Origin of the sequence: Corynebacterium sp. HMSC036E10, assembly GCF_001836265.1 — a bacterium.
Taxonomy (GTDB): Bacteria; Actinomycetota; Actinomycetes; order Mycobacteriales; family Mycobacteriaceae; genus Corynebacterium; species Corynebacterium coyleae.
On record NZ_KV827990.1, the window covers coordinates 1 to 9,685 of the forward strand.

Annotated in this window: 4 protein-coding genes; all 4 read right to left on the bottom strand. The window is 58.0% G+C overall.

Annotated elements, in window-relative coordinates:
- Positions 1-2,653 (bottom strand): Rib/alpha-like domain-containing protein (locus HMPREF2736_RS09205; protein ID WP_210399457.1); only part of this gene is annotated, 2,653 nt, incomplete at its 3' end.
- 557 nt (positions 2,654-3,210) lie between these two features.
- Entirely contained in the window at positions 3,211-5,172 is a 1,962-nt protein-coding gene (locus tag HMPREF2736_RS09210; protein WP_070829473.1) for a Rib/alpha-like domain-containing protein, read from the bottom strand.
- The gene (locus HMPREF2736_RS09215) at positions 5,117-7,774 is read right to left on the bottom strand and encodes a Rib/alpha-like domain-containing protein (RefSeq protein ID WP_070829474.1); all 2,658 of its coding nucleotides are present in this window, start codon (positions 7,772-7,774) and stop codon (positions 5,117-5,119) included. The genes HMPREF2736_RS09210 and HMPREF2736_RS09215 overlap by 56 nt, the downstream gene beginning before the upstream one ends.
- Positions 7,775-8,129: 355 nt before the next feature.
- Positions 8,130-9,685, bottom strand: a 1,556-nt coding sequence (locus HMPREF2736_RS09220; RefSeq protein WP_210399458.1) for a YPDG domain-containing protein, incomplete at its 5' end; no start/stop codon positions are given.

Consider the following 9,685-nt stretch of genomic DNA (forward strand, 5'->3'; position numbering starts at 1 on the left):
CAGGCTTGTCAACCTCGACATCCTCGCCAGGCTTACCCTTACCGTCCTCATAGTTCGGCTCAAGCGTCTTGGACTGGTCCGGAACATTCGGGTTTTTATCGTCCTTGTCCGGAATGCCGTCGTTGTCGTCGTCCTCATCGTCGATATCCGGGATGCCGTCATTATCGGTATCGAGGTAGACAACAGCCTCAGCGATATCCTCGAGCGCACCGTCCGTGTAGGTTACCTTCACCGGAATCGTCAACGACTCAGCCGGCACGTTCACCTGGTTGCCGTCCTTATCCAGGGTCGGCTTCTTCGGGGTTACCTTCACATCACCCGTGGCCGAATCAACGTCAACGGTGTAGCCTGCTTCTTCAGCTGCCTTCCTCGCTGCATCGTCGATCGAGAACTTCGCAACGTCCTTAGCCGGTGCCTGTTCCTTCTTCTCGGTGGCCGGGTCGTCGAAGTCAACCTTGATGGTGGTCTCTTCACCAGCCGGGGTGACATAACCCTTCGGCTTCTCCTCATCCTTCGGCTGGTACTCACCTGGGTAGTTCGGAGTGTACTCAGGGACTACCTTAACCTTGGCGTAGACGGTCTCAGCGGAACCATCCGGGTAGTGAACAACAACCGGAATCTCATAGTCACCGACCGGAGCATCCGCCTTCGGCTTCACCATGATCTCACCAGTATTCGGATCAATCTGGTAGGTGCCAGGGAAACCAGCCGGATCACCATTGGCATCGACAACCGGCTTGCCATCCTTGAGCACCGGGAAGTTCGGATCCTTATTCGGACCAAACGTCGAACCCTCAGGAAGATCCTTATCATCCTCATTCTTCGGCGCCGGAACCTTTACCTCGCTACCCTGCGGGGCAACCGAATCCTCATACTTCGGAGCGTTTTCATTAGCATCCAACTCCGGATCATTCTTCCGCACCGCAAACGAATCGGCAGCAATCTCATTGCGACCATCGCCCTCACCGGTGACCAACACCGCACGAACGATATCGCCATCCTTGAGCCCATATGCCTCATCGTTGAAATCAAGCGTCTGGCAATCACCCAAATTCGACAGGTTATCAACCGGGCACTCCTTGAGCACACGATTGCCCTGACGCCACTCCAACTTCGTCGGCAACAACGTCAAACGACCCTTAGCCTCAAGACGAGCAGGCTCAGTATCCGTACCCTTCGTCGCCGGCATATCCGTCACGTTGTAGTTGACAATGTCAAACTGATCAATGTCATACTGCGGCAAAATACCGAACGAGTAATTACGGTGATTACGCGGAGCAGCGTTCATCGTCGGATTCGACGCAGCATGACGCGGCGCCATCTGACCCGTCGAATCAGCATTCATAAACTGCGGCAACAGCCACGGCGAATACGCCACAACCTCATTGCCATCCTCATCCAACACCGTCATCCAAATGTTATCGGTGGTAGCAACATTGTTCGTCAACGCATTCTTCGGCAACTGCATCGAGTAGTTACCAAACTCATCCACCGTGGTGTAATACGTCGCATCAATCGCGTCCGGATTCGCCTTAATCCACTCAATGGACTTCTCGTTACGCTGATCCTCCGGAACCTTACCCACCGCATCCTGGTAGTCGCGGTAGCCTTCCTGCGTCAGCTGCGACAACACAACCTGGTACCCCTTCGCCGGGTAATCCGCACCATCAACATTGCGGTGCACACCAGTTTGCGTATTGCCACGATCACCAGCACCGGTCTCATACCACACAGAACCAGAAATCGTATCCGTTACACCCGTATACACAGACGGATCGTATATACCACCACGCGACTCAAGCACCGTCGGAGTATCTTCACCATCAATGTAGACATCCGCTTGCTTCCACTCATCACGCGGACGCGTAAACGCCTCAGTCAACCCCGCAGGCTTCGGCGCCATAAAGAAAGCCGTGTAGTGCATATTCTTGCCCAGCAAAGCAAACGCACCATTTTGACGGGTCTCACCGGTCGACCAGAACGAACCTGGGAACAACCCACCAGCCTGACGGAACGGCGAATACGTCACACCATCGCGCTCATACTCATCGATCCACAAACGGTAGTACTGTGAAGCGCTCGCACCCCACGCACGGAACTCATGCTTCGTACCATTGGCATCAAACCACGGCTCACGCAGATCAAACGCATAAAAACCAGGACCGCCAGAATCATCACCGGTGCTAAAACCATCAGTAGTCTCAGTGACATACACCGGCGAAACAGCACCATCGCTATCGATCCACTGCATGTAGACCTTCGTGCCCGTCGGCACCGGCTGCTGGCTGTTCTGGAACGGGGCATAGGTGCCCTTATTGGTCACCTCAAGCGCACGGCCAGTCAACACAGACTCGGCATTCGTGGTATCAATCGTCGTTTTGATGTACCCATTCGCTACAGCATCAGCCTCAATGACCTGCTGGCCGTCACGCGACGGGAATAGATCCTCAACAACCTCACCCTTATCCTGTTCTTCAACAGGCTGATCACCCGGCTGTTCAGCAGGATTCGGATCAGCAGGTGCTGCATCAGCAGCAGGCTTATCCTCCTGCGCAAACGCTACCGGCTGCGCAAGCGGCGCAACCAATGCAAACGACAACGCAGCCGCAGCAACCGACGTGCCACGACGACGTGCAATGTAATTCTTCTTCACCGAAAATTCCTTCCTCGAAAATGACAATTTCGGTTAGACAAGCCCTGTCTGTTGTGACGCTTTTCGGACACATGCCATACAGGGCCGACATAGGCAAGGGTAAAGAAGTTGACAACAGCCCGCAATGATCATTACGTCTGCCCACAACCGCGTAGAAGATTTCTCAGGTTCTTCCAACCCGGCAGTGTCTTTTTCCATTTTTCGCTGGACAGCGTTTGCCCACGTCGTCAAAAATTGTTGACCTGTCAAAATAGATACATCTTGGAAACGTGCAATATCGAGATGCATCCCCAACCACTGCAAATGCCTATCTGCCCTGCGTTTTTGGGTGACGATTTCCGCCCAGGCACGGTACTTGGCCTCCCGATCCACTAACACCGAGAAGATCCGTGAAAAACGGGCTGAAGGTGAGATTTTCTCAGAAAAGCAGAAGTGCCTACTTTAGGGGGTGATTCGGAGTGGTGGGGTCGTCGATAAGCAAAATGCCCCAACGACAGTTGCCCCGTATCCCAACAACGGGGGTACGGGGCAACAACGCGCTAACTAGTAGCTAGAACCTACTTCTTCTCCGGAGCCGTGGTCTCCTTAGAAGGGCCAGCGTAGGTGTTGCCGGAAGAACCTTTGAGTTTGAGGTTCTTCACGGACGAGCCGCCGTTGGGTGAGCAGTTGTCGTAAATGATCGTGCCGGCCAGGATGCCAGCGGCGATCAACGCGAGACCGCCAACAACTGTTGCGATGTCGGTGCCGTACTGGGCAAGCTTCGCGTTCACGGCGTCCGCTTGAGCGGCGACCTGCGGGTTGAACACGCCCAACTGCTGCTGGAGGCGCGTGTTCGCGGTCTGGATCTGTGCATTCGCCTGGGCGGCGAACTCGGTGAGGCCCGGGATCTGGATCTGGGTGGCCAGACCGATCGGGAGCAGCGCGATCAGCGGCAGACCAAAGCCGACGGAGGTGGCAACGCACTTGCCCGTGTCGATGCCGACCTTTGCGGTGGCCCTGTTGCCGGCGCCGTCGACAACCTGGATCTCGTCACCGGTCTTCAGGTTGACGTCCGCCGGGACGTTGACCTTCCACTTGCCGTCCTTGCCGGTCGTGGTCGTGATGGTCTTGCCGTTTGGCCAGGTCACGATGATCTTCTCGCCAGGACGGTCGCCCTTACCGGTGATGGTCTTGGCGCTGGGGGTGATGTCGTCGATAGTCGGTGCCGTGGTGTCTGGCTTGGACTGATCGTCGGCAGGGTTGGCGCCGTTTTCCACCTCCTCGCGGTTGCTGTGTCCATCACCATCAAAGTCACCATCCGGATCCAGCAAGGACTTGCCATCCTTGCCGACCAGATCGAAGTTGGCGGTCGCGGAGTTGGTCGATTCGTCCTCGTAGGTGAAGCCGACAGCAACGGACGGGCGAGCGAACGGCTTGAAGGTTTCGAAGAACTTATCCCAACGCTTCTTCACATCGGTGCTCTTGATCTCCGGCAGGTGCGCCTCGACCTTTTCCGCGACGTCCTTCATCGAAGGAGCCTTCGCGTTGATCACACCGTTGTCCTGCGGGGTGAACTCCCACTTGTCGGTGTCCGAATCCGCGGTCGGCTTCACCTCCGTCTTCTTCACCGGCGCCTTGGTGCCGAACGGATCATTGGTGTTCTTCTCACCATCAACCGGAACGTCCGTGACCTTGTCATACTCCGGCACGAAACGCTCCGCGTCAGTACCAACGGTGATCGTCGTGTGCACCTCATCGGTGGAACCATCCGGGTAGGTCACAACAACAGTGACGTCGTAGACGCCCGGCTTCGAGGTATCCGGGGTCTTCTTGTACTCGAACTTCGTGCCCTCCGGCAGGCTATCGGCGTCCTTGATGTTGGCCTTCGCGTCCGGGGTGCCGCCAGTCTTGACCTTCTGGTCCTGGCCCTGCGGGTCGTGCTTGTCAGCGTCGGTCGCGTTCTTCTGCACCTTGACGTTGGCGTTGACCTTGTCGGTGGTGCCATCCGGGTAAGTGGCAACGATGGTCACCGGCTTGTCGCCCTCAGTGGAGGTATCCGGCGCCTTTTCGTACTCGAAGGTCGTGCCCTCCGGCAGCTCGTCGACGTTGGTGACGTGATCCTTGGCTTCCGGGACCTCGTTCGGCTCGACGGTCTTGTGCTGAACCTGCGGTTCGTAGGTGTCAGCGTCGGACTGCTTCGGGTCCTCGGGATTTTCGGGCTGCGGCTCGGGTTGCGGCTGCGGCTGCGGCTGCGGCTGCTCGGGCTTCGGGTCCTTGGGCTGCGGCTGCTCGGGCTTCGGGTCTTCCACCTTCACGGTGGCCTGAACCTCGTCGGTAGAACCGTCCGGGTAGGTCACGATGACGGTAACCGGCTTATCGCCAGCCGTGGAGGTGTCCGGCTCGTCCTTGTATTCGAACGTCGTGCCCTTCGGCAACTTGTCCGCGTCCTTGACGTTGTCCTTCGGCTCCGGCTTCTTGCCAGTCTCAACCGTCTGGTCCTTGCCATGCGGGGTCGAACTGCTCGGCCTGATCCTTGGCAACCTTCACCGTCACCGGCACCTCATCAGTGGTGCCATCCGGATAGGTGACAACAACGACAGCCTTCTTATCACCAGAGGTGTCAGTCTTCGGCGCTTCCTTCCAGGCGTACTTGGTGCCCTCCGGAAGTTCGTCCTTGTTCGCGATCGAATCCTCAGCCTTCGGCTCAGCGTTCTTCGCAACCTCCTGGTCCTTACCCTCCGGGTCGTACTTGCCGGCCTGGTCGGTGACCTTCAACGGCACAACGTCGGTGTGCTCGGTCTCCTTGCCGTCCTGGTCCACCAACGTGTAGGTAACGGTGACATTCGGCTTTTCCTCAGAAGCGTCAACCGTCTTCTTCGGCGTACCGATGATCTTGCCGTTCTTGGGCTCCAGGCCTTCCGGGAGGCCTTCAACCTTGATGGAGTCCTTCTTCAGCTCGAAGCCCTGCGGCAGCTTGTCAAAGCCTTCCGGCTTCACTTCCTGCTCGTACGGCTCACCGACAACACCGTCGGACAGCTTGGTGTCCGTCACCGTGATCTTGGTGACTACCTGCTCCTTACGCTTCTGCGCGACGGGCTTCTTCTCGGTCTTCTCAATGCGCTTTTCGGGATCTTGCTCGTCTGGGTTTTCGTAGACCGGTTTGCCGTCGTCGTCAAGCACCGGCACATCCTGCTCCACCATGACCTCGACCTCGCGGGTCACGATGACCTCGGTGGTGCCCGGGGCGGTCGGCTTGCCGGTGATCTTGCCGGTCTTTGGGTCGATCTCAAGATCCGCTGGCAGATCCTTGGCGGAGAACACTGGTTCCGTGCCCTCCTTCATGTTGTCCGGCAGGTCCTTGAACAGCGGCGTGACGTCGTTATCCGGGAAATCGGTTCCCACCGAACCCAACGGCAGCGGCTCAGGAACAACAGCGGTGAAGGAGTCTGCGATCTCCCAACGATCAGACGGCTCGCCGGAAGCCGGGTCAACAGAGACCAGCGCGGCGGTGTAGACGGTGGTCTCCCTCAGGTCTTCAGGCGCCTGGAAGTCACAAGACTCGAGCGCACCCTTGTCGTCGCTCTTGATCTTGCACATCGCATCCTTGATCTCAGTCTGGGTACCATCCGGAGCGGTTGCGTACCAACGGATTGCGTACTCCGTGTTCGGCAGCAAGCCCGCGGTCTTCGTAGTCACCTTGGAGCCCGGACGACCCTTGTTGTCGTAGGAGTTGTACTCCGGAATGTCGAAGGTCGGCTGTGCAGTCATCAACGGGAACTGCAGACCGTTCATGTTCGCGCCGGCGGCAATCGCGCCCTGGTCGCGGTAGTTCATGAACATATTGGCGACGAACGCAGAGTTCTTCACGTCGCGGCCCTCAATGTTCGGGTAGATATACATGTAGTCGGTGTTGATGTGGCGCACGTCGTACAACGAAGCGCCGGTAAACACGTTGACCCACTGGTTCTGGTAGTCCTCTGCGACCTTGCCCCAGTCTTCTTCGCTGACCACATTGTTCACACCGAGGTTGGCCTTGTCGCGCGAGTAGCCCAGCGTGCCCTTGAACGGCAGGTAAATCATGCCGTCAGCGCTGGTCGGGGCAACGACGGTCTCTGCAATGTGGGAGCCCTCGCCGTGCTCGTCCTGGTACGCCTTGATGATGCGCTCCTGGTTCGCACGCTCCTGCTCGACCGTGTAACCCGGGTTCTCGTTCTTCCAGGCGTCGATCTGGCGCGCGACTTCGTCGTTAAGATACGACGCAACAATCTCGATGCCGCCCGCTGCACGATCACCACGCGCAGGCTGGTACTTGTAGTAGCCCGGCAAGGTACCGGCAGACTCACCAGTCTCCCACCACACCATGGACTCATTCGGGTGAGCGATACTCTTGATCGCGCCAAAGTCCCCGTAGTACGGGAACTGACCATCAGCCGTCGGCTTACCGGTCTCGCCGTCGAGCGCACGGGTCCAATCCTTCTCCGGCTTGGCCAACCAACCAACGTGATTCGGCTTCTCTTCCAGCACAAAACGACCGTTGGTAATGCGGGAACCAGCAGGACCAGCAGTGAAGTTCCAAGACTCCTGCACGCGGTCCGTAATCGAGGTGTAACGGCCCGAGTTGAAGTCACCCGCGGCAACCACCGAGTACTTGCTCGGATCCGGGTTCTCGCCCCAAACGCGGACGCGAACGCCACCGGCGGCCAGCCAGAACGGCGGCGCGTCAACCTCGTTGGTTACCTTCTCGGACAGGTCGAAGGAGAAGCGACCCTCGGAGTCAGTCGTGGTGTAGAACGTCGGCGAAACCTCACCATTCTTGGTCACGTACTGCAAGTAGATGACGTTGCCCTTGAGCGGCTCATTATTCGACGACAAATCATCGTGGCGGCCATCCTTATTGATGTACGCCCAACCGTGGTAGCCGTAGAAATCACGCCAGCCACCCTTGGTAAAGATGGCGTTTGGCACCTGCTTGTTCTTGCCTTGGTCCGCAGCTGGGGTTGGGGCTGGGGCTGGGGTTGGGGCAGCCTGCGGGTTGTCTTGCGCAAACGCCGTCGGCTGCGCGAGCGGCGCAACCAACGCAAACGACAACGCAGCCGCAGCAACCGACGTGCCACGGCGGCGTGCAACGTAGTTTTTCTTCACAAAGAACCTTCCAGAAACATAGCGATGTGTGTAAACGCAATATCCAATTAATGGACACCCGTTAAGGACTTTGGGAACGCTACGCCTGGTGGACACCTGTCTACAATCTACCCTTTTGGCCCTACCCCCACTCATGTGATTATTTAGCCTCCCCTCAGGAATTGATTTAAAAACTGCCTGGTTCCGTACTGCTTCATGAATGTTTACTGTGAGTTCCCTGCCTTTGGGCGGGGGTAGCTCGGGGAGGTGGGGTCGTCGATAAGCAATGCGCAAACCGTCGCCCCGCTCACCGGAATGATGAGCGGGGCGACGGTTTCGAGGAAGACGCCTTTAGTAAAGGCGCTGGTCTACTGCATTACTTCTCCTTCCCCTCCTTCGACGAACCTGCGTAGGTGTTGCCGGAAGAACCCCTCAACTCGAGGTTCTTGATGGACGAGCCACCGTTCGGCGAGCAGTTGTCGTAAATGATCGTGCCGGCCAAGATGCCAGCGGCGATCAGGGCCAGGCCGCCGAGCACGGTTCCGATATCGGTGCCGTAGCGAGCGAGTTGCGAGTTAATCGCATCCACCTGGGAAGCCAACTGCGGGTTGAACACGCCCAGCTGACGCTGCATCTGGGTGTTGAAGTTCTGAATCTGCGCGTTCGCCTGAGCAGCGATGTCAGACAGACCGGGGATCTCCAACTGGGTAGCCAGACCAATCGGCAGCAGCGCGATAAGCGGCAGACCGAAGCCGACCGAGGTGGCGATGCACTTGCCGGTGTCGATGCCGACCTTCTCCTTGGACTCGTTGCCGGCCTCGTCTCGAGCCTCGACCTTGTCGCCCGGCTTCAAGGTAGTGCCTTCAGGAACCTTGACCGTCCACTTACCGTTCTCATCGGTCGTGGCCGGTATTTCCTTGCCATCCGGGAAGGTCACGGTGATGTTCTCGTTCGGACGGTCGCCGGTGCCAGTGACGGTCTTATCGTCCGGCTTGATCGGGTTGATCTTCGGCGGCGTGGTGTCCGCACCCTCATCTACCGGCTTATCCGGGTTATCAACGGTGACGGTGACATCAACGTTGTCCTTGGAGCCATCCGGGTAAGTGACCTCGACCGGGACGGTGATCTTGTCGCCCGGCTTGGCGTCCTTCGGAATAGTCACGGTGATCTCGCCGGTGTTCTCATCGATGGTCACGCCATCCGGGGTGTTCTCACCCGGAGTGAACGTGGTGCCATCCGGCGGCGTGGTCGGGTTGCCATCCTTGTCCTTGAACTCCGGCTTCTCGACCTTGACGTCCTCACCAGGCTTGCCGGAACCGTCCTTGTACTCCGGCTCGATCTCATCCGCAGTCTTCGCATCCGGGTTGTCAACGGTGACGGTGACGTCAACGTTGTCCTTAGAACCATCCGGGTAAGTCACAACAACCGGAACCGTGATCTTGTCACCCGGCTTGGCATCCTCCGGAATAGTCACCGTGACCTCGCCGGTGTTCTCATCGATGGTCACACCGTCCGGGGTGTTCTCACCCGGAGTGAAGGTGGTGCCATCCGGCGGCGTGGTCGGGTTGCCATCCTTGTCCTTGAACTCCGGCTTCTCGACCTTGACGTCCTCACCAGGCTTGCCGGAACCGTCCTTGTACTCCGGCTCGTAGTCCAGGTTCTGGTTCGGAACCTTCGGGTTCGTCTTGTCTTCCTTCTCCTTCTCATCCGGGATGCCATCACCGTCATCGTCCGGATCCTCGGTATCAGGTGTGCCATCACCGTCGGTATCCAACTTGAAGTTCGCCGTCGTGTCGTCGGTGGACTTGTCCGGGTAAGTCACCGTCACCGGAACATCAAACTCCTCAACGGTGTCCGCGTTGAGCTTCGACTTATCCGGGAACGTCACGGTGATCTCACCGGTGTTCTCGTCGATAGTGACCACGTAGCCCT